The 20,043-nt window shown below is 65.6% G+C and carries 17 protein-coding genes; 6 read left to right on the top strand and 11 right to left on the bottom strand.

All coding sequences use genetic code 11. From position 1 onward, the window contains the following. The first annotated feature begins 27 nt into the window (after positions 1-27). The 3 genes from ILT44_RS19975 (at position 28) to ILT44_RS19965 (ending at position 3,525) form a co-directional block, all read left to right on the top strand. Positions 28-237 carry a hypothetical protein gene (locus ILT44_RS19975; protein ID WP_204241376.1) on the top strand — a complete coding sequence of 70 codons (210 nt, stop codon included), beginning with the start codon at positions 28-30 and terminating at the stop codon, positions 235-237. Between the two features lie 596 nt (positions 238-833). Then, positions 834-3,182 (top strand): ATP-binding protein, encoded by a 2,349-nt coding sequence (locus ILT44_RS19970; RefSeq protein ID WP_204241375.1) that lies wholly within the window; start codon positions 834-836, stop codon positions 3,180-3,182. Beyond that, the gene (locus ILT44_RS19965; protein WP_204241374.1) at positions 3,157-3,525 is read left to right on the top strand and encodes a response regulator; all 369 of its coding nucleotides are present in this window, start codon (positions 3,157-3,159) and stop codon (positions 3,523-3,525) included. Before ILT44_RS19970 ends, ILT44_RS19965 begins: the two co-directional genes overlap by 26 nt. On the opposite strand, the gene ILT44_RS19960 is transcribed toward ILT44_RS19965, so the two are convergent. The 3 genes from ILT44_RS19960 to ILT44_RS19950 all read right to left on the bottom strand — a co-directional run bounded on the left by ILT44_RS19960 (position 3,522) and on the right by ILT44_RS19950 (position 7,909). Then, a complete protein-coding gene (locus tag ILT44_RS19960) occupies positions 3,522-3,971 on the bottom strand; it encodes a MarR family winged helix-turn-helix transcriptional regulator (protein WP_204241373.1) in 450 nt (149 codons plus the stop codon). The two genes, ILT44_RS19965 and ILT44_RS19960, sit on opposite strands and share 4 nt — an antisense overlap. A 783-nt stretch (positions 3,972-4,754) precedes the next feature. Next, positions 4,755-6,065, bottom strand: a complete 1,311-nt coding sequence (locus ILT44_RS19955; protein WP_204241372.1) for an HlyD family type I secretion periplasmic adaptor subunit — start codon at positions 6,063-6,065, stop codon at positions 4,755-4,757. Continuing rightward, on the bottom strand, positions 6,062-7,909 hold the full coding sequence (locus ILT44_RS19950) for a type I secretion system permease/ATPase (protein WP_204241371.1): 1,848 nt from the start codon (positions 7,907-7,909) through the stop codon (positions 6,062-6,064). Before ILT44_RS19950 ends, ILT44_RS19955 begins: the two co-directional genes overlap by 4 nt. A 1,347-nt stretch (positions 7,910-9,256) precedes the next feature. On the opposite strand from ILT44_RS19950, the gene ILT44_RS19945 reads away from it, so the two are divergent. The 3 genes from ILT44_RS19945 to ILT44_RS19935 all read left to right on the top strand — a co-directional run bounded on the left by ILT44_RS19945 (position 9,257) and on the right by ILT44_RS19935 (position 11,544). Continuing rightward, positions 9,257-9,928, top strand: a complete 672-nt coding sequence (locus ILT44_RS19945; RefSeq protein ID WP_204241370.1) for a LuxR C-terminal-related transcriptional regulator — start codon at positions 9,257-9,259, stop codon at positions 9,926-9,928. Positions 9,929-9,991: 63 nt separating this feature from the next. After that, positions 9,992-10,987, top strand: coding sequence for a type II secretion system protein GspK (locus tag ILT44_RS19940; protein WP_204241369.1), 996 nt, complete (start codon positions 9,992-9,994; stop codon positions 10,985-10,987). 26 nt (positions 10,988-11,013) lie between these two features. Beyond that, the gene (locus ILT44_RS19935; protein WP_204241368.1) at positions 11,014-11,544 is read left to right on the top strand and encodes a prepilin peptidase; all 531 of its coding nucleotides are present in this window, start codon (positions 11,014-11,016) and stop codon (positions 11,542-11,544) included. 420 nt (positions 11,545-11,964) lie between these two features. On the opposite strand, the gene ILT44_RS19930 is transcribed toward ILT44_RS19935, so the two are convergent. The 8 genes from ILT44_RS19930 to ILT44_RS19895 form a co-directional block, all read right to left on the bottom strand. After that, entirely contained in the window at positions 11,965-12,177 is a 213-nt protein-coding gene (locus ILT44_RS19930) for a hypothetical protein (RefSeq protein WP_204241367.1), read from the bottom strand. Between the two features lie 463 nt (positions 12,178-12,640). Then, entirely contained in the window at positions 12,641-13,276 is a 636-nt protein-coding gene (locus ILT44_RS19925) for a hypothetical protein (RefSeq protein ID WP_204241366.1), read from the bottom strand. Further along, positions 13,273-13,701 carry a prepilin-type N-terminal cleavage/methylation domain-containing protein gene (locus ILT44_RS19920; protein ID WP_204241365.1) on the bottom strand — a complete coding sequence of 143 codons (429 nt, stop codon included), beginning with the start codon at positions 13,699-13,701 and terminating at the stop codon, positions 13,273-13,275. Before ILT44_RS19920 ends, ILT44_RS19925 begins: the two co-directional genes overlap by 4 nt. Beyond that, positions 13,682-14,125, bottom strand: coding sequence for a GspH/FimT family pseudopilin (locus ILT44_RS19915; RefSeq protein WP_204241364.1), 444 nt, complete (start codon positions 14,123-14,125; stop codon positions 13,682-13,684). The genes ILT44_RS19920 and ILT44_RS19915 overlap by 20 nt, the downstream gene beginning before the upstream one ends. Beyond that, a complete protein-coding gene (locus ILT44_RS19910; RefSeq protein ID WP_204241363.1) occupies positions 14,122-15,342 on the bottom strand; it encodes a type II secretion system F family protein in 1,221 nt (406 codons plus the stop codon). The genes ILT44_RS19915 and ILT44_RS19910 overlap by 4 nt, the downstream gene beginning before the upstream one ends. 9 nt (positions 15,343-15,351) lie before the next feature. Beyond that, positions 15,352-17,091: a GspE/PulE family protein gene (locus tag ILT44_RS19905; protein WP_204241362.1), complete on the bottom strand. Its 1,740-nt coding sequence runs from the start codon at positions 17,089-17,091 to the stop codon at positions 15,352-15,354. Positions 17,092-17,142: 51 nt separating this feature from the next. Continuing rightward, on the bottom strand, positions 17,143-19,392 hold the full coding sequence (gene gspD / locus ILT44_RS19900) for a type II secretion system secretin GspD (RefSeq protein ID WP_204241361.1): 2,250 nt from the start codon (positions 19,390-19,392) through the stop codon (positions 17,143-17,145). Between the two features lie 173 nt (positions 19,393-19,565). Then, the gene (locus ILT44_RS19895) at positions 19,566-19,997 is read right to left on the bottom strand and encodes a SctD/MshK family protein (RefSeq protein WP_204241360.1); all 432 of its coding nucleotides are present in this window, start codon (positions 19,995-19,997) and stop codon (positions 19,566-19,568) included. Positions 19,998-20,043: the final 46 nt, after the last annotated feature.

Raw genomic sequence — 20,043 nt, 5'->3', positions numbered from 1 at the left:
CGAAGCATTCGAAGACCGTGAGCGGCCGTGAGCCGGGAAGCCTTCCAGCGGGTATCGGAATGCTCTGCCCCTCGCCTGACGGACGGCGAGAATCTGCGGCGTCGGAAAGGCTGCCTGGCGCATCCCTGCGGCCAGGAGCATGCGCGCCCAACGGACTTTGGGAAATACATGCGGACCAGTCCCACGGCCTGCGCCGCCCGCAACTCGGCCGGCGCCGTTCCCGGCGCGCCGCTGTGAAAGAATGAATTCACGAATGCCCCCGACAGGCCCGGACTGGGAAGCCCACGCCTCAATTGACGGCGTCCATTGCGTCAGGGACCGGAACGGCAGGTGCGGCACCTGCAAACGCCGGAACACCATCCCTGGTACATGTGCGCTCAGATCTTGAAGGTGCGGAGGCGGCACTGCCGCTCCGGAACCCCGGGCTATGCCGGGTGGGTAATCCGGCCGAGCCGAACTTGTTCTATCAATGGAATACTCCGCTTCTCCGCGCAAGAGAAAAGTGGCTCACTGAGCCGTAAGTTTAAGGGAAGCCGGATCAGGGTCTAAACTGGTGCGGGCTCGGGTGTCCCGCCACCATGGGCGCCCGAACGCCCGACTGCCCGGCTCTGACAGGTCCCATCATCCTGGCGACGAAAGCACCCTGGCCCGGTTGCGATTGTGGTAGGAACAACAGGAGCCCTGGATGCCGGCCAAGACAACAAGTCCCATGCGCCTTTCCCGGAAATCTCTTCGCGCGCGTGGGCGCTGGACACCTGGCCTGAGGGATGCCACCTAGGCGTGGGTCTGCCCCCTCGCGTAAGGTTGCCGGCCCTTGCGTCTTAGGTTGCACAATGAGATTCAGACTCTGGCCACGGCAGACCCCGGTCCATGCGCTGCTCAGGATCCTAGTGCTGCTTCTGGCTGTCAATGTCGGCTCCAGCCCGGCGTCGGCCGAACCAGCAGGACCTGAGAGGATCTTCGTCGGCTCGACCGCCGACCACTTCGTCGATCCCACCGGCCGGCTGTCGGTCGATGCGGTCGCCGCCGATGGCTCGCTCTTCGTCCAGGCTAACGGTCGCGCGGCCAACCGCGGTGTGAGCCCAAGCCCCCACGCCGCGCTGTGGCTCCGGCTGACGGTCCCGGTCCTCGGTTCCGCCCCAGGCTGGGTCCTGTCGCTGCACGAATCGCGCATTTCCCGGGCGGTGCTTTTCGTCCCGGACGCCGCGGGATGGCACTCGCTCGAATGGAACCGGAGGGCCGACCATGCCGAGGGTGAGCCTCTCCTGCGATATCCCGCTTTTAATATAGATGGCCCCCAGCTGGCCGGACGGACGGTCTACCTTCGCATCGAGACCACGTCGTCCATGCGCGCCCTGCTTTGGCTGGAGACGGAAAGCGCCTATACGGCAACCTACGGACAGCAGGCCTTGGCCTTCGGCGCCCTTATCGGTGCTCTCGCCGCTCTGTTCGCCTATGTCTTTGCCATCGGCGCGATGCTCAAGGACGGGGCCCTCCTCCGGCTGAGCCTGCTCGTCCTCACTTTCGTGGCCTATGTCGCGGCCGACCGGGCCATTCTCGAAACGGCCCTACTGCCGGGCGCGTTCGACCTCTCCCGGATCGTCTCCCTTGCCAGTTCGCTGCTCGTCTTCGCGGCCTGGCTGTGGTTCGAGGCATGCTACCTGAAGATGCGGGTGCACCGGCCAGGCCTGTACAGGGCCACTCGGGTGGCCGTCGGGCTGATCGCCGGGTGCGCGGCTCTCGTCGTCGTCGAGATGCTGACGAACATACGCGTGATCCGCCTCTACTCCTCCTATATCGGGCTCGCCTCTCTGGCGGCGGGCGTGGTCCTGGCTGTGGTGATGATGCGCCACGAATGGCGGCGGGCCGGAGCCTTCCTCCTGTGCTGGCTTCCTGCAATAGGCGGTGGCATGGCGCGCCTGTCCCTCGACGCCGGAGGCGCGATGGGTCCTGATGCGGCGCTGGTGAACGCGGTCTACTGGGGCGCGGGGCTCTCGCTCCTGATCTTCGGCATCGTCGTCTCCCTTGATCTTCAGGCCCGCGAGCGAGGCCTTCTGCTGGCGACGCAATCGAGTGAGGCGCGCTTCCGCAGTTTCGCCGACAGCGCCTCCGACAGCTTCTGGGAGAGCGACGCGGCAGGGCGGCTGACCTACCTGACGGGGCGGCTCGACAACGAGGAACTGAAGCTTGCGACCGGATCGGATCTCATCGCAGGCCTGCGCAGGCTTGCGCAGCCGCCGGATCAGGACGGCCTCGCCGCCCTGGAGGAGGCGCTGCGCGGGCGTCGCGCCTTCCGTTCGGTCGTGCTGGCCCTGCGCGATCCGTCAGGGGCCACCCGCTATCTTGCCTTCAGCGGAGCTCCCGCTTGCGATCTTGACGGCCGCTACACCGGTCATCGCGGCGTCTTCAGCGACGTGTCACGGGAGGTCCTTTTGCGCGAGCGGCACGTGCAGCAGCAGAAGATGGCGGCGCTCGGCCAGCTCGCAGGAGGTGTCGCCCATGAGATCAACAACCTGCTCCATCCGATCATCAACCTGACCCGGCGGATCCGCGGAGGCCTCGACCCGCGCGACGAACGCCGATACCAGATGGGGATCGTCGAGGATGCCGGGCTGCGCGCCCAGGAAATCGTCGCCAGTATCCTGGCCACAGCGCATCCGGCACCGCAGCAGAGCCCGGTCGCACCCTTAAGAGAGGCTCTCGCGAAGGCCGTTGAAGCGGTGCGCCCAATCATACCCGCGGCTGTCACGCTCGACCTGAGGATGGACCCGGTCGAGGACATCACGGTTCCGACCGGTGAAGTGCTCCAGGTCATGGGCAACCTGGTCAGCAACGCGGTCCACGCTCTGCACGGGTCCGGTCACATCGGGATCTCACTGTCCGCCTCTGGGAAAGAGACAGGGGCCGTGCTATGCGTCGCCGACAACGGCGCGGGCATGGACCCAAAAACACGCCGGCATGCGCTTGAGCCGTTCTTTACGACCAAGGATCCGGGCAGCGGAACAGGCCTCGGCCTGCCGGTGGTGTACGGGATCGTCACGGGGTGGGGCGCATCCATCGACATCCTGTCGGAGCCGGGCCGGGGCACGAAGATCGTCATCACATTTCCGGGAAAGCCAGGAACAGCGACAGGGAAAGCCAGCGGGGATGGACAGCTTGCGACGGGTTTTGATCATCGATGACGTGCTTGGCGTGCGCGAGTCGATCCGCATCGCACTGAATGCGGCCGGGTTTGCGACGACGGTTGCCGAGAACGGCCAGCAGGCTCTGGACATTCTCGCCTGCGGCACTTTCGACGTGGTGGTGACCGACATCTGGATGCCGGGCCTCGACGGGATTTCGCTGATCAAACGGATCAGGAGCGAGCGGCCTGACATGCGGGTCTTTGCCATGACCGGTGGCGGTCCCCGCATGACCATCGAGACGGCGACGTCGTTGGCCGAGATCTGGGGCGCTGAGAGAGTCTACGTGAAGCCGTTTGACGAGGCCCAGCTGATCGCCGCGATTGAGGGGCAGAAGCCCTAATCATCCGTGCCTTCGTCGGCGGGCGCCGCCTGCAGGCGGCGCAGGATGTGTTCCAGGGCGCTCGCAAGGGCAAGCCGCTGCGGCCCGTCGAGTTCCCCGATGGCTTGCGACAGCAGTTTGAAGGGATCTTCGGCCAGCAGGGCGCGCCCGGCCGCCGTCAGCTCGACCTGGCGCGTGCGGCCGCGCTCCCGTCCCTCGACGTTTTCGACATAGCCCTTGGCGATCAGGGTGCGCACGGTTCTCGTCACCGGCCCGACAGCCAGGCCCTGAAAACGGGCCAGCGCGCTCGCCGTCCGCTGGGCGGGCTCAGCCCACGCGAAGTAGCGCAGGGCCGCCCACTGCGCCGGGAACAGGTCCGCCGCAAAGCCGAGCGAGTGCAGTGACCGCGAGGTCTGGTCGAGAAGGCGCGCAAGGGCCGCCGCTGGGATCATGCGTCGTGTTGGCAAGGCGACCTCGGTTTCGGGTGCCGCATCGTTATCCCCGCGGTCCAGGAAAGCCAACAGGGCCACCACGCTCATCCTCCCCTTTTTGGGGCGATGCAAACCAGATCCGGCGGCCAAGGCCGCCGATGCGTCGGGAATCAACATATGGCGATGACGATGAGCCGTGGCGCTGGCCAGCGATCTGAACCGTCTATCATCCCCCCGGCGTCGTGCGGCTCGCGGCGGCGAACAGGCCTGTCAGAAGCGACCCGTCAATGTCCGCAATATCGCGGGCAACCGACAGATCTGACCAGCCTGGTGCTCCCCCGCACCCTCGCCTCCCGTGGATTGCCAGCGTGAGGCCCGGCCCGCGCTCTGCACAGGCCATCCCCTGCGGTCATCGGGCAGCCTCAGTCCGCCGTCGGGACAGTGGCACCCTCCTGTCACCGGTGCTGGCCGATGGCGTCAGAAAACCCAGGAAACACCGTGCCGGTCGGCCTGACCTCGCCCCGGCGCCGGTGCGCGGACGGGGATCAACCTGCCCTTCACGGCGATGGTCGGATCCCTCGGTCCTGTCGTCATGCGGGAACCCGGTTCTCGTGTCCCCGACCGGACCAGCCCCGGATTCGAGCCGCAGTGGAGGCGCTACGGGGCGGGAAGGACTCGCTCCGCTCCTCCAGCACACTTGGGTCCAATCCGCACGAGCCAACGCTCTGCCGATGCTCCGTGCTGGAGGGTACGCCGGCCGCTTTGCGTGAAACGCGCTGGTCGCGCAGCGTCAAAACCGCTCCGGCCGCAATCGCGCGGCTACTCCTCCCGGAAGGCGCGGTTGAGATGGTCAGCCAAAGGCTTGGTCAGGTAGGAGAACACGGTGCGGTCGTGGGTTTGGATGAAGCTTTCCACGGGCATGCCCGGCATCAGACGCACTGCGCCCAGCTTGTCCCGCTCCCCGTCCGCGAACGCGATGCGCACCGGGTAGTATTCAAGCCCGCTGCGTTGATCCGTGACCCGGTCGGCGGCGATCAGGCTCACCCGACCCTTCAGCTCCGGCGTGGTGCGCTGATTGAAGGCCGACAGGCGCAGCATCGTGTCCTGGCCCTGCTGAAGCTGATCGATGTCCTGCGGCGCCACCTTGACCTCGATCGAGAGATCGTCCGATTCCGGAACGACCAACATCAGCGGCTCTCCCGCATTGATCACGCCGCCCACGGTGTGCACCACCGACTGGTGCACCACCCCGTCCTGCGGCGCGCGGATGTCGATCCGCTTCAGCTGGTCGAGGGCCGCCACCTGACGCTCGACGAGCTCGGCTGCCCTTGCCTGCACTTCGCGCAGTTCCTTGGACACCTCGCTCCTGAGGTCCTGGTCGATCTGCAGGACCTGCAGCGTCGTTTCGCTGATCCTCCCCTTGGCCTGCGCCATCTCCGAGATCAGCTGACCGCGCTCGCCTTTCAGGCGCGTCTCCTCGCGCTTGAGCGCGGTCACGCGCGTGATCGGCACCAGGTTCTTCTTCCAGAGCTGCTCCACGCCGGCGAGCTCGTCCTGGATCAGCTGGATCTCGTCGCCCTTGGCGGAGGCCTGGAGCTTGAGGCCGTCGATCTGCTCGCGCAGCTGGGCTACGCGCTCACCGAGCTGGGCCTTCAGCCCGCCGCGCGCCTCCCGCCGGCTGTCGAAGAGCCGCAGTTCCCCGGCCAGCAGACTGCCCAGTTCCGGCTCGGATCGGCGCTGCTGCAGGGTTTCGGGGAACACCAGGGCATCGCGCCCATCCCGCTCGGCTTCCAGCCGCGCCCGGCGGGCCGCCGATTCGTCCAGGCTTTTGCTGACCATGGCGAGATTGGCCTTGGCCACCGTTTCGTCCAGGCGAACCACCACGTCGCCTGTGCGGACCCGGTCGCCGTCCCGCGCCAGGATCTCACCGACGACGCCGCCGGTGGGATGCTGAACCTTCTTGACGTGGCTGTCGACCACCACTGCCCCGGCGGCGACCACGGCCCCGGACAGTTTCGTGAGAGCCGCCCATCCTCCGAGCCCTCCGACCAGGGCGATCGCGGCCGCAAGTCCCAGCCGCGTATGGCGGCGGATCGATTGGCGCGCATTGGGTTTTGCTGACTTGCTCATGAGGCAACTCCTAGACCGGGAGTGACTTTCAAACCGGCGACCGAGGGCATCGCCGCGGCCGTGGTACCGGCCGCACTGGCCGAGGAAGCGCTCTCGGCGCGCCGGCCGGGCCAGCGTGCCGGCTCGCCGGCGGGGGACGCAGGCTGGGCGATGGGGGAGCCGGCGACCGGACGCAGCACCTTGCCCAGGATCTCCTCCTTGGGTCCGAGGCTCTGGACCTTGCCCTCGGCCATCACCAGCACGAGATCGACATTGGCCAGCGCGCTCGGGCGATGCGCGATCACGACAACGATGCCGCCTCGCGCCCGAACGCTCTGGATGGCTGCCGTGAGCGCCTGCTCACCCTCGTGGTCGAGATTCGAGTTCGGCTCGTCCAGGACCACCAGGAAAGGATCGCCGTAAAGCGCCCGGGCCAGGGCGATGCGCTGGCGTTGACCGCCCGACAGCGCCGCGCCCGCGTCGCCGACCTGGGTTTCATAGCCTTCGGGTAAGCGCAGGATCATCTCGTGCACATTGGCTGCCTTGGCGGCCGCCACGACGGCCTCCGCATCGGACTGAGGATCGAACCGGCTGATGTTGTGCGTGACCGTGCCGGCGAACAGCTCCACGTCCTGTGGCAGGTAGCCGATGTAGCGACCGAGCTCCTCCGGACCCCATTGCTCCAGGGCAGCGCCATCGAGGCGCACCTTGCCGCGCCAGGTCGGCCATACCCCGACGATCATGCGCGCGAGCGACGACTTGCCCGAGGCGCTGGGGCCTATGATGCCGAGCCCGCTGCCGGCCTGGAGCTGAAACGCCACGTCCTGGATGGCAAAGCGCTGCGAGCCGGGAGCGCCGGTCCCGGCCTGCTCCACCGACAGGAGCGCCCTCGGGGCCGGCAGCCGCAGCGGCTCCTCGGCGGAAGCCGTCTTGGCCAGCTGATCCTTGAGTCGGCGCCACCCTTGGCGCGCGCTGACGAAGCCTTTCCAGTTGGCAATCGCCAGATCGACTGGAGCCAGCGCCCGCGAGGTCAGGATCGATGAGGCGATCATGATGCCGCCCGTGGCGCGGCCATCAATGACGAGATAGGCGCCGACCGCCAGGACGGCGGATTGAAGCAGCATGCGGAACACCTTGGAGGCGGCACCGAACCCGCCAGCCACATCGGACGCGCGCTGTTGATGGGCGAGATACTGGGCGTTCGCCTCGCCCCAGCGGTTCCCGATCCGTTTGGCCATGCCCATTGCGTGCACCACCTCTGCATTGCGACGGGCCCCCTCGGCGATGCTGTTCCGGGCCACGGCGGCGCCGACGGCCGCCTTCGAGGCGGACCGGGTCAGGATGTCGGTGAGCACGGTGAAGGTCACCAGCAGCGCGGCGCCGCCCACGGCCAGCCAGCCGATCCAGGGGTGGAAGGCAAAGCAGATGACGAGATAAAGCGGCATCCAGGGCAGATCGAACAGGGCGGAGGGGCCGCCTCCGGCCAGGAAGGCCCGGATCTGGTCGAGGTCTCGCAGGGGCTGCTGCCCGTCGCCGTCGACTCGGGTCCTCAAGGGAGCGGCCAGCTGGCTCTGGAACACGGCCTGGCTGAGATCCTCATCGACCGCCGCGCCGACCCGGGCCAGGATGCGGCCCCGGATCATTTCAAAGACACCTTGGAACAGGTAGAGCGCGCCGACGATCAGTGAGAGACCCACAAGAGTCGGGATAGAGCGGCTCGGCAGGACGCGGTCGTAGACCTCCATCATGAAAACCGAGCCGGACAGGTAGAGCACGTTGATGAGACCGCTCAACAGCGCGACCCCGAGAAAGGCGCCACGGCTGGCCGCCAGAATGCTTGGAGGGTGTTTGGGTGTAGGTGGCATCAGGATCTCCTCACAAGGGATGTCCAGGACGGCGATTGTGGGATGTTGAAAGATCGGTTCGCCGGGCGCTATTGGGGGCGGAAGCTCCCGGCGAACCGCCGACGCTGGTTCAGGCTGGGCCTGTCGGGGCACTGACGGCCCGGCTGCGACAAGCGTCGGAAACGATGGCGGGGAAGCAATGCTGCCGCGGCCCGACCCGGCACCGATCGATGACGGCGTCCGCAGGCCGGAAAGCTGGAGAGGTCATACCGCCTTGCGACCTGAAGGGGTCCCAAGTATTGGCCCGGGATGGTCGTGCGGCGTCAGCCGAGCCGGCATGGCGCGCGATCCTGTCACCTGCCCCCCTCCCGCTGCATCTGAAGTGAAGTGTCGTGTCTTGCATAGTCGCCCCCGATCCTGACCCAGCCATGCGGGTCATTGAGATCAAGAGTGGCCGCATCAGCGGATCCGAACTACTGTCCAATGGCCGATGGCGGGCGGCCTGAGGTCTGATCGGAACCGCCAGATGGACGATAGGCGTGTCCGACTTTGGTCCGAGCCTTGAGGCCGCGTCCGGATCGGCAACGAACACCCTGCAAGTCTTACCACCAGACATCTCGGCGCCAGACGGGGCCGAGCCAAGCCTGCCCGGGACTTAGAGCCTCGGACGTGAAAAGTGGATTTGCACTTTTGGGATCCATCCGATTCTCCCTTCCTTGATGAGCGCATCGTACGGAAAACCGGGTCCACTTTTCACTGACGTGGCCCTCCGGGTCCGCACGATGCGCTAGCGATGCGGCATCTCGGACCCGTTCGCCGGAGAGCCGCGCTTGGCAGCCAAGGGTTCATCGGTGCAATAGGATTGGCGCCTGGCGGAGCAATCAACCCAGGACCGCTGCCGATCTGATTCGCGAAGGGCCGCTCTGGCCCTCGGGCGCGAGCCGCTCTCCAGCCCTGCCCCGATGCGGAATGATGTCCTGAGGACTTGGCACCCGGTCAACGGCCCCTTGAGCGGGCCACCCTACCCGTTCGAGCTATGAGGACTGGCGCAGGAGCAGAATTGGCGTCTTGGAAGAGAGTGGAAGGCCATGATGGACCTTGATGCAGCCGTGGGAGTACTCCCGAATCGACAATCTAACGAGCACCGTATACCGCAAAGGTGCAGTTTGAAATACGCCCAAAATGTGTCCCAATAGGATCAGGTTCTTCAAACCGGTGGGATTTTCCTTTGGAGCTCGCACATCCTGAACTCCAGGTTGCCCGAGCAAGCTTAACAAAGGGTTGAACATCCGGGATGCCGAAGAATGACTGTGCCGGACGACTGATGTGAGGCGGGGGCCTTGCCAGCGACTGGCCTGAAGGGGGCTGATGATGGACACCAAGATCCGTGTTGCGGTGATCGACGAGTATCCGCTATTCCGGGAAGGGATGGTCTCCGCGCTTGAGGAGCATACCGACATTGAGGTGGTTGCACGAGGTGAGACCATTCAAGATGCAATTCGGATTGCGAGAGAGTACGAGCCGCATGTGGTCGCGGTTGACGTGGCTCTCCTGGACAGTGCGCTCGCAAGCATCAGCGACATTCTTCTCCAGTACCCTGCGGCAAGCATTCTCGCTGTAGCCATGACAGCCAGCGAGGAGCAGGTCTCGTCCGCCCTCCAACGGGGCGTCCGCGGCTATCTGATGAAGAAAGCCAGCACATACGAGCTGGTGCAAACCGTGCGCGCGCTCAAACGTGGCGAGTATTATGTTTCGCCGAGTGTGGCCGCGAGGCTTCTCATGCGAGCCGACGCGAGTCCAGCCAAGGCGGACTCAAGCCTCAGCCGCGTGGCGGAACTGACCCTTCGGGAAGAGGAGATCCTGTCGATCCTGGTCCAGGGGTGCAGCAACAAGGAAATCGGCAACAAGCTGGCTTTGAGCGAGAAAACTATCAAGCACCACGTCACGAACATCCTCCAGAAGCTTCAGGTCCGCAATCGCGTGGAGGCCGCGCTCCTGGCTGCGGGCCGGATGCCTGCCGGCGTGCATGTTCGGCAGTAGGGGGAGGGGCCGACACGCCAGCGGGAACCCAGTCGCCATCATGGATCATCGGGGCGAGGCACCATGCGTGCGACCGGTCTGAAGAGGCAGCGATGGCCACATTGCAGCCAGCGCATCCGCCTCACGAGCGCATCGGTCGTGGACCACAAGGCACCCATCGGCCAACGCCTGGGGAGGCCTCTGATCGGAGCCGGCGCGCCACCTGCGACATCACAGGATGGGTTTGCTCTCGTTTCGGTGATATGGGCCATCGGCGTGCTGTCCCTGTTGTTCGTGACTTACATTGCCGCAGCCCGGTATCGCGCGATTGAGGCCTTACACCTTGCCGAAAGAGCGCGCGCGGAGATGCTGGCGAGAGCGGGTATCGCCATCGGCCTGCTGGATCTTCTCGCCAAGCCCTCCTCTGCAGCCTCGTCAGGGCGTTTCGGCCGGGACGGCAGGCCCGTGCTTTGCACCCTGGGAGGATCGAGGGTTGCCATCTCCGTCGCGGACGAAGGCGGTAAGATCGATATCAACACTGCTGCTCCGGCGCTCCTGGCCAGGGTCCTGAGCCGGTTGTCGCCGGACGTCCGAACGGGCTCGCTGGTGGTGAAGGGAATCCTGGAGCTTCGGGAGGCGGCTTCGGCAGCGCAGCGGGCACGGGGCATTGCTTCCCCGGATGCCACAGCATTCAGGACGATCCTCGAGTTTGACCAGGTTCCGGGCGTGGACCAGCGCCTGTTTCGAGCCATGATGCCGCTCGTGACGGCCCATTCCGGCAGCCTCGGGTTTGATGCCGAAGTGGCTCCTGTGGCTGTTCTTGCCGCTGTGATGCCCGATGGTGCTTCGGTGTCCCGCAGCGAGGCGGGCGGTCGCCTGCCGCCCTCTTATCTTGCGGCTTCGGCCGGCAAGACCTTTGTGGTCGGCAGCGAGGTGCTGACGGGGCTGGCAGGCCACTACTCGCAGGAGGCCGTCGTGGAGCTGTCCAATGACGTGGCGGACGGGTACACCATTCGTGAGTGGCGCACCGGGTTTCGGCGCGACCTCGCTCAGCCCATCGCCCGTGCTTCGGCATGTTGACCGAAACGCCCTGACAGGGATTTGGCATGACATTCGAGATCGCCCATGTCGCCGCACTTGGTGTTCTTTTCGCCCTGGCACTGTCGGTGACCGTCATCGATATCCGTTTTCTGATCATCCCCGATGTGCTGAATGCGGCGATCTTCGTGACGGGTCTGGCTGCGTCTCTGTTGCTCGGCGTGATCGATCTCAGGTCAGCTTTGGCGGCATCGGCCTTGGCCGCCGCAATGCTCGCCCTTGTCCAGGTGCTGTTCCGCGCCTCGCGCGGCTATGATGGCCTTGGCTGGGGCGATGTTAAGTTCGTAGCCGCCGCGGCGACCTGGACGGGCTTGGAAGGATTCGCGCCCGCCCTCTTGGCGGCGTCTGTTTCGGCCCTTCTCTGCGTTCTGGGGATGCAAGTGATCGCTGGACCTTTCGATCGCCGCCGCCGCATCCCGTTCGGCCCCTTCCTGGCCCTCGGAACCACTGTGGTGGCAGGCTTTCAGCTTCTCGCGGACGGGCCCGTGGCCGAGACCCTGGCTTCGTGGTTGACCGTCCTGCTTTCAGGCCAGGCCTGAGGCCGCTGCCCCCTGCCCTGAAGCACGGACATCGCAAGCAGGATTCTCCTGCACGATCACCCCGATACTTATCCCGTTGAGGCGTCCAAACAGTCCGTCGGGCTGGACTCATGCACCGCACATCACCTGCGCGACTGACATAACCCTCAGGAACCGCGTCCGCATCGGCCATCTTTGGTCACCGCAGGGCGAGGCGTCCAGCACGAACGAGAGGCAGTGGTGCGAGAATTGTTTCCGACAGACGGCATTCTTGCGCGAGCAGTCGGATGACAGCAAGGACGGGCTCGGTCGCTCCCACGACCGTCGGCGCCAAATCGCGAAAACCCTTCCCAGACCCACATCCTGTTGCGTTCCAAAGGTCCCTGGCGGTCATGTCCGGTGAACCTACTCGCGCCTGAGGCGAATGCCACTCAAACTGGTTCATGGATGCCCCGGAGCGAGAGCTTGAATATCCTGGAACGCCTGGCGGAGGCTTGATGCGCTTGCCTCCGGGGCGAGCATGGCGGTCGAGACCCTGGTCTGCGGCGGGGGAGGCCCGATGCCATGTTCCGCCATCAAAGCCAAGGCTATCACCAAAACCCCAAGCACGAACAGAAGACGGCCATACAGAGCGGTGAAGTCTTCACGTTTCATTTCGAACCTGCCGGGTGCCCCTAGGAACAGCCGATGAGGCGGCGCAGCGCCGGAGCGCCGAAGCCCTCAAGTTCCGGAGACGCGGGCGGATCCAACTCCGGGGTCTCAGGAAAACCCGGGTACCCTCGTCGGTCCACGGGCGAAAGTCGGAGGCTGAGGTCTGAACCAGCGTCCTGCGTCCGATCGGCGAGGCAGCCGCGCAAGACCTTGATATCTGATGTGGCGTGCTACGCGGCGAGACGTGATTGATGCAACGGGCGGTCGAGGGACCACTCCTCACGGTGTCACCGTCATCGCCAAGGCTTGAGCCCCATCCGGATGCCACGCGACACCATGGTGATGCTCAACGTCATTGAGAACTGCGCCCGTGAAGCAAGCGCCGGAGCGGACATCTGCTGGATCGGGGCGAAGAACCTGAGCGCTTCCGCCCCGGTCCGCCGGAGCAGGTGCCAGGACCAAAGGTCTAATGGGCGAACACGGGGAACGTCAGATCAAGGGTCTGAAGCCTTGGACCGACCGCCAGGGTTGCATTGAGCGCCACGAGGTCGGGCAAACGGGATGCTTGCGTCCAATGATCCAGCCATTGCGGGGCCTGCCCGTCAGCCGGAGCTCCGAAATAGCGGAACCGGCCTGTGACGACGTGGCCTACCAGCACCTGTTCGCCCTGCCCGGCCGCCGAAGGGCTGGCCGCGCCGACCGGAACCGGCGCGGCCACAAACACAAGGGCGCCCGTCCCTCCGGTGGTGCGGGCGGCGAACGCCACGGTCACAGCCAAGAGCCCCCCGGGTTGGGCATCGCCCGGGCTGAGAGTGAGAAAGGACAGCCGGCTGGCCTGCCCCTCGAAGAGCACCCGGCGGTCTCCGCCGGCCCCGATCTCGTGGACCGCCAGAGCGCGCGAAAGCCAGTCGCTGAGGGCCTGGAGCCCAGTCGACATCTGAGCGATCCGCTCGCGCCCGCGTCCGGCATCCGCCACCCGGCGGCCGAAGGTCAGGGTTGTGCCGACAAGCGCGATGGTCAGCGCGATCAACATCACGCAGAGCAGCGCCTCGGCCAGGACGAAGCCCCCTTGCGCAGAGGCTGTGCGCCGCCCCCTGCTCATGGACGGGTCCCGCGCGCCAGCGCGATCGTGGCCAGGGAGAGCGAGCGTCCGGCCGAGCCCGGGGCCTCGTCCACCGTCACCTCGACCCAGTAGGCATGGATTGAACCCGTCCTGTACATGGCAGCCGAGCGGTAGTTCCGGACCTCGGCCCGCCACAAATAGCCGTTTCCGAACTGCCCCCTGGCGACGCCGGTCCGCAGCGGAAAGTCGATGCCCGCCGCTGCCAGCTTCGCACGAGCCAGTGGTGTCGCCAGCGTCACGAACGCCGCCTGCTGGTCGCTGCGCAGCGCCACCGCCACTGCGGCAAGTCCTGCCGTCAGAAACAGGCTGAGCACCGTGAAGGCGACGAGAAACTCCAAGAGCGTATAGCCGCCCTGGGCCCGGCGCCGGTTGGCGGCGCCTCTCCTAAGGGTGGACAACGACATGACCGGTAGCCCAGATAACCTGAAGGCGCGCCTCCGCATGATCGAGACGGAGGCGCAGCTCACCACCCGTGGACTGTCCGCTCGGGAAGAACCGGATCGTCCCTGGGGGGATGACGCGCCCGGCCCCCGCCGGGATGATTCCCACATCAATGGCCGGATCCAGCGACGAGACGGGAATGGCGGGTGAAGCATAGGTGCGGGGCCCGGGCCGGACCACGAAGTCCATCTCGCGGTTCTGCGCCAGAGCGGCCGCACGGGTCACCCGAAGTGCCGCCGCGAGCCGCGTGACGTCAGCCTTCAAGCGGGCCGGTGCTGGCGGCCTGCGCAGCAAAGGACTTGCAAGAGCGGGGATGAGGCTGAGGATTGCGACGATCACCAGGATCTCGATGAGGGTAAATCCGGCATCGGCGGAGGACCGGCTCATTGAAGAGCCAGATCGTTGAGGGAGAGGATCGCTCCCATCACCGACAGGATAATCGCGGCGATCATGCCGGCGACCAGGATCGTGACGGCCGGGGTGAGGACTGCCAGCATCTGCGCCGCCCGGGTCTGCTCCTGCCGCTCCAGGATGGTGGCGACCCGGGCCAGCATATCCTGAAGGCGTCCGCTCTCCTCTCCGACGGCCACCATCTGTTGAACGACGGCCGGCAGGGCGGCGGACGTGGCGAGAGCGCCCCCAATGGTCGCGCCTGCGCGCACGTCGGTCACGGCCTGTTCGAGCAGTCCACGCATGTGCTCGTTCCTGACCAGCGGACAGGAGGACTGAAGAGCCTGGAGCGGCGGAACACCAGCCTTGATCAAGGTGGCGAGCGTCCGGGTAAACCGCGCCGCCTCCCGCAAACCCGCCATGCCTCCCACGAGCGGCAGGCGAAGGTAAAGCCGGTCGACCGCCACTCTCAGAGACGGACGGCGCCGGACCACGCTCAATGCCAGGGCAACGCAGATCAGGCCGGACAGGAACACGATCAGGATGGATGACGCGTTCTGCCGGACAGCCTCCATGCCCGCGAGCATCCCCGGCAGCGGCATCCCGTTTTCCACAAAGATCGGCGTGACCGCAGGAACGAGAAGGCCGAGGACGATCCCGAGGGAGATGACCGCAAGCACCACCAGCAGCGCCGGATAGGCCAGGGCGGCCCGGATCTTGCGGTGGATCTCGACCCGGCGGTCGAGGAGGTCCGCCAGGTCCTGCAGGGCGCGTCCGAGATCGGCGCTGATGTCGCCGGCCTGCACGATGCGCATGTATTCGGGCCGGAACGTGCGTCCCATTCGGCCCATGACCTCGGCGAGGGAATCTCCCTCAAGAACGCCCTCCAGGAGTTTGAGGGCGATCTCGCGCATGGAACGGTCCTCGGCGGTTGTGGACGCGATGCGCAGGCTGGCATCCAACGGAACGCCGGCTTGAAGAAGCACAGCTAGATCGCGCAAGAACCGGGCAAGTGGCGCATCCGCCGCCGGCTGACCCTGTCCTCCCAAGCGAACCTCGCGGAACAGAAGGTCGCGCAATCCCGGCGAGCGGATAGCATAGGGCGTGATGCCACGGGACCGGACGAGGTCCTGCGCCTGCTGAACGGTGGCGGCTTCCACCTCGCCCTCAAGGATGTTCCCGGCTTGATCGAACGCCTCGAAGCGGAACTTCACCGGCGGCTCCTAGACATCATGGGTCACGCGCAGGACCTCCTCGATGGTGGTCAGCCCGGCCCAGACCTTCGCAAGGCCATCCTCATACATCGAGATGAAGCCTTTGGTGCGCGCGAGGCGCTCGATGTCGGCCGCGGGCGTGCGCTGCAGGATCAGGTTCCGCACGCCGTCATCGACGATGACAATCTCGGCAATCGACAATTGTCCGCGAAAGCCGGTCGACTGGCATTGTTCGCAGCCGACGGGCTGGCGCAGGTCCGGCGCGTCCCGGGACTGGAGCGCTGGCATCTCCTCGCACAAACGTGCCGTCAGATGATCGCTGTCCGCGTGCGGGCGCGAACAGGCCGGGCACAGGCGGCGCACAAGTCGCTGGGCGATGATGCCGCGCAAGGTCGAGCCCAGCAGGAAATGCTCGATCCCCATGTCGATGAGACGGGTGACGGTTTCAGACGCGCTGTTCGTGTGCAGGGTCGAGAGCACGAGATGGCCTGTCAGCGAGGCCTGGACGGCGATCCGGGCGGTTTCCGTATCGCGGATCTCGCCGATCAGGATCATGTCGGGATGATGGCGCAGGATGGCCCGCAGGCAGGTTGGAAAATCGAGGTCAATCGCCGGCTGAACCTGAACCTGGCTGATGCCCTGCAGCTGGTACTCGATCGGATCCTCGACGGTGAAGATCTTCACCGTCGGCTGATTGACGTGCTTGAGCATCGTGTACAGCGTCGTCGTCTTGCCGCTGCCGGTCGGCCCGGTGACAAGGATAATGCCGTTCGGCTGCTCCGTCAGCCGCTGGAGCAGCGTGATCTGGTCATCGTCGAAGCCGAGGGCCGGGAACTCGAGCCTGACCCGGCTGCGGTCGAGCACGCGCAGCGTGACGGTTTCCCCATCAGCCGTCGGGATTGTCGCCACCCGGAAGTCGATATCGGTGCCGCGGATGGCGAGCTTGACGCGGCCGTCCTGGGGCAGGCGGCGCTCGGCGATGTCGAGCCGCGCCAGGATCTTGATGCGTGAGATGACGGCGGCGCGCTGGCGTGCCGGCACCTCATGGACCACCCGCAGCAGGCCGTCGACCCTGAAGCGCACGCTCAAGGCTCCCACCGTAGGCTCGATGTAAATATCGGAGGCGCGGGCATCCACCGCGTCGGCGATGATCTGGTTGACGAGCCGGATCACGGGCGCCTCGCTGGCGCTGTCGCGCAGCCGCTGCAGGTCGTGTTCGCTCGGGTCCTCGCTGCCCTGGGACGGCGGCCCTTCAGCCGCCCCCCCACCAGCCTCGCGGTAGAGCGCCTCGGCGGCGCGCTCGAAATCGGCCGGCGTGATGATCTCATGGCGGATGGCATGGTCGGTGACGAACCGCACCGCATCGAGCGGCACCTGATCAAGCGGGTCGACAACCGCGAGGGTCAGCCCCGCCTCATCGAGACGCACCGGCAGGATCCGGTTTTGCAACACGAAGGATGCCGGCAGCTTGTCAGCGAGCAGCCGCTGCAGCGGCTCTCCCCCCGGGGTATGGAGAGGCAGGTTCAGGTAGTGTCCGAGACTGATCGCGAGATCGCCCTCGGACAACAGCCCGAGCTTGGTCAAAACCTGGTCGAAGCGCTCCCCCGTGGTGGATGCGGCCCGCTGCGCCCGCTCGATGGAAGCCCGATCCAGGAGCCCGGACGACAGCAGAAACGTGCCGAAGGCCTCCCGGAAGGAGCTTGCATGGGGATCGGGAGCATTGGCTTTTACTCGAACCTGCTGTGTCATCGCCTTGTCCTTGCGACACCCTCCCCCGGGCCAAGGCCTTGAGCCGGCTGCCTATTCCAGCACGCGCTTGACGTTGTTGATGAGGCGGCGGCCAGGATCGCGTGTTGGTGCGAAACTCTCAACTTTGCGCCGATACTCTTCAGTCACCGCCCGCGCCTCGTTTAGATCGCGCACGACCCGCGGCGTGAGAATGATGACGAGTTCGGTTTTCTCGATGATATTGTCCTTGTGCTGGAAGGCTTTCCCGAAGATCGGGATGTCGCCCAGAACCGGCACCTGGGTGGCGACGTCGGTGGCTCTGTCATGGATCAGGCCGCCGAGGGTGATGCCTTCGCCATCATTGACCACCACGCTGGTCTTCACCCGACGCTGCCCGAAAGACGGCGAGTCGATGCCCGACGTGGTGTTTCTTTGCACGGTGGACACTTCCTGCTCGATGTCGAGCAGGACACGCCCCGATTCATTGATCCGCGGCGTTATGTTGAGAATGACGCCCGTATCCTTGTAGGACACAGAGTTCACCACAGGCGCGCCAGGGGTCACGACGCTCACCGCCGACTGCGTGATGACCGGAACCTGGTCGCCGATCTGCAGGGTCGCGGTTTTCTTATCGAGCACCATCAGGCTCGGTGAGGCGAGAACTCTCACGTTCCCGATCTGATTGAGCGCGTTCAGCGTGATCTGACCGCCAGCCGCCTTGGCGAGGAACGAGAAGCCCGGATGTGCGGCCCCGATGGCACCGGAAATCAGATCGGTGAAGGAGCCGGACCGGGAGCCGGACTTATTCTGGAGGAACCAGCGCACGCCGAACTTGAGGTCGTCGCTGAGGGTCACCTCCGCGATGGTGGCTTCGATCAGCACCTGATTGGGGATGATGTCCAGATTGGCGATGATCCGCTCGATCCGCTTGTAATCGGCGTGGCTTGCGAGAATCAGAAGAGCGTTCTGGGCGGGATCTGCAACGACTTTGATCCGGCCTCCTCCTGGACCACCGGCGCCGAAAGCCGCGCTGTCGCCGGCTGCCCCCAACGGCACGTTTGTGAAGGGCTCAAAGGATCTCGGGGGCCCGCCGCTGGCTGAGATCAGCGCGAACCGATCAGGCGGTGCAACGCCCGTCTCTGCCTGGGAGCTTTCTGCGCTCGCCGTTCGGACAGGCGCACGTTGGACAGCCTGCATGGGCTGCACGCCCTGCTCGGCGTCGCCGTTACCGGCGAAGATCGAGTTAAGGACCTCGACCAGTTCCTTGGCCTGGCGGTTGCGCAGCACATAGGTGTAGAATTGCCGCTCCGGCCCCACGGCCTGTTCGTCAAGCCGGCGCACCCAGATCTGTGCCTCCTGGAGATATTGTGGCTGTTTGGAGACCACCAGCATCGATTTGAGCCGTGCGTTCGGGATGAATTGCACCATGCCTTGCATCGGGCTGTCGGCCCCCACTCCGAACATCTTGTTGAGATCCTCGACGATCGCGTCGGGCTCCACTCCCCGCATGGGGACGACCGCGAACGACATGCCCTTCATGACGTTTACATCGAAGACGGAAATCGTCTCCTCCATCGTGGCGATCTCCTGGGCCGTTCCGGACAGGAGCAGGCCGTTGCGGGAGCCGTCGACACGGGCCACGCCCCCATAAGGAGCGATCGGCTCGAGGATGCGCTGCATCTCCGTGGCCGCGACATAGCGGAGGGGCACGACACGCGTCACATTTCCGATGGCCTGCGCCCCCATGCCCGTACCCGATCCCATGGCGGCCTGATCGGCGGTGACGATGCGGTACACGTTGCCGTTCTTCACCACGGCAGCGCCAATCGTCCTTAAGGAGGATTCGAACAGTTCGGCGATGCCCGCCCGATCGACCGGCTTCGTGGTTTGAAGGGTGATCCGGCTGTCGATCTTCGGATCGACCGTGTAGTTGACGCCGAAGACGTCGCCCAGCACCGCAGAAGCTCCTTCGGTGACCGAGGCATCAACCAGATTGAGGGTATAGCTGCCTCCCTCGTCGGATCGTCCGGTCCTCAGCGAGGCATGTGCAGCCCTGGGCTCGCCAGTAAAAAGTCCGGTGCCGAGTTGGGATCGGCTCTGCTCCGCCGGGGCCGGGCCGGTCGGATCCGACAGCATGGCGTAGAGACCGAACGGCCGATACTTGCCATCATCGGCCGCGGGACGAAGGGGAGAACCGGAGCCTCTCATCGGCTCGGCGGACTGGCACGCGACCAGCGAGATTGCGGTCACAACCGCCACAACGGCGGGGAAGTCGCGCCGGACCCTAGCGCGCAGGACTGCACAGGCCTGAAAAAATTGCACGAACGTTGCCCCTACAAAACTAATTCTTATGAATTCTTCCGCTGTTCTGAATTCCTTTCAGAGTAAGTCTTTCAGAGTTTTCATGGTCAAACAATAGCCCTTTAGAGATGTTACGAGTGTCTCAGTTTTCATCCTTAACCTGAGGCAAGCGCGCCACAGGGCCTGCCCATGGGTCACCGGAGGCTCCGCCACGTCCGCGGCGACATCGCCACGGACCGCCCCCCCTGCTCCAGGACAATCTCGTCAGCCTGGATTGACAGGATGGTCCAGCCCTCCTGGGTCGTGTCGCCCAGGCTCAACCACTGTCCCGGCTCGCGCGACTGCCGCCGAAGCAGGATCTTTCGGGTTTCCGCGAAAACCATCACACCATCGACAAGGTACGATGGCGGCGCGGGAGGGGCCGGCGGAGCTGCAGGCTCCGGCGCCTCCGGTTCGGGGGCCGGCTCAATCTCCTCGCGCGGCCTGCGGGTCGCCGAGAACAGAGGCCGGGCGATCAGGGCCTCCGGTGTGAACGCCGGCGTGCGTTCTGCGTGAAGGGCAGGCAGGATCATCGACACCTCAAGCGGGGCGGCCGGGCGCGGGCGGCCGGCCGGAGGGGGAGCCATTACCCCTCCCCATGCGACGTGAATCGATCCGCCAGCCAAAGCAACC

Origin of the sequence: Microvirga arvi (genome assembly GCF_016892765.1) — a bacterium.
Classification (GTDB): Bacteria; Pseudomonadota; Alphaproteobacteria; order Rhizobiales; family Beijerinckiaceae; genus Microvirga; species Microvirga arvi.
Note: the sequence above shows the minus strand (reverse complement) of the source record. Positions and strands in the feature narration are given on the sequence as shown.

Excerpts from the sequence above, each read along its gene's own strand:
- ILT44_RS19970 (WP_204241375.1), top strand. The coding sequence starts at position 834 with ATGAGATTCAGACTCTGGCCACGGCAGACCCCGGTCCATGCGCTGCTC.
- ILT44_RS19955 (WP_204241372.1), bottom strand. The coding sequence starts at position 6,065 with ATGAGCAAGTCAGCAAAACCCAATGCGCGCCAATCGATCCGCCGCCAT.
- ILT44_RS19950 (WP_204241371.1), bottom strand. The coding sequence starts at position 7,909 with ATGCCACCTACACCCAAACACCCTCCAAGCATTCTGGCGGCCAGCCGT.
- ILT44_RS19945 (WP_204241370.1), top strand. The coding sequence starts at position 9,257 with ATGATGGACACCAAGATCCGTGTTGCGGTGATCGACGAGTATCCGCTA.
- ILT44_RS19940 (WP_204241369.1), top strand. The coding sequence starts at position 9,992 with ATGCGTGCGACCGGTCTGAAGAGGCAGCGATGGCCACATTGCAGCCAG.
- ILT44_RS19935 (WP_204241368.1), top strand. The coding sequence starts at position 11,014 with ATGACATTCGAGATCGCCCATGTCGCCGCACTTGGTGTTCTTTTCGCC.
- ILT44_RS19930 (WP_204241367.1), bottom strand. The coding sequence starts at position 12,177 with ATGAAACGTGAAGACTTCACCGCTCTGTATGGCCGTCTTCTGTTCGTG.
- ILT44_RS19925 (WP_204241366.1), bottom strand. The coding sequence starts at position 13,276 with ATGAGCAGGGGGCGGCGCACAGCCTCTGCGCAAGGGGGCTTCGTCCTG.
- ILT44_RS19920 (WP_204241365.1), bottom strand. The coding sequence starts at position 13,701 with ATGTCGTTGTCCACCCTTAGGAGAGGCGCCGCCAACCGGCGCCGGGCC.
- ILT44_RS19915 (WP_204241364.1), bottom strand. The coding sequence starts at position 14,125 with ATGAGCCGGTCCTCCGCCGATGCCGGATTTACCCTCATCGAGATCCTG.
- ILT44_RS19905 (WP_204241362.1), bottom strand. The coding sequence starts at position 17,091 with ATGACACAGCAGGTTCGAGTAAAAGCCAATGCTCCCGATCCCCATGCA.
- ILT44_RS19895 (WP_204241360.1), bottom strand. The coding sequence starts at position 19,997 with ATGGCTCCCCCTCCGGCCGGCCGCCCGCGCCCGGCCGCCCCGCTTGAG.